The organism is Bacillus sp. SIMBA_005, from assembly GCF_046535585.1.
GTDB lineage: Bacteria > Bacillota > Bacilli > Bacillales > Bacillaceae > Bacillus > Bacillus pumilus.
Genome location: NZ_JAWRWI010000647.1, coordinates 1 through 260 on the forward strand (window position 1 = coordinate 1; position 260 = coordinate 260).

The 260-nt window shown below is 50.0% G+C and carries 1 protein-coding gene; it reads left to right on the top strand.

All coding sequences use genetic code 11. The features are described from left to right. Positions 1-260 (top strand): family 4 glycosyl hydrolase (locus SB660_RS21670; RefSeq protein WP_486304216.1); only part of this gene is annotated, 260 nt, incomplete at both ends.

Below are 260 nucleotides of genomic sequence, written 5' to 3' on the forward strand. Positions count from 1 at the left end.
CTTCACGAAAAGAAATGAACGTCCGTTACTACGGCTTGAACCACTTTGGCTGGTGGACGTCCATCACGGATCGAGAAGGCAATGATTTAATGCCGAAGCTGAAAGAGCATGTCCGTGAATACGGCTACGTTCCGAAGACGGAGGCCGAACAGACTGAAGCAAGCTGGAATGACACCTTCAAAAAAGCGCGCGACGTACAGGCGGCGGATCCGGATACGCTTCCGAACACATATCTGCAATATTACTTATTCCCGGATGAT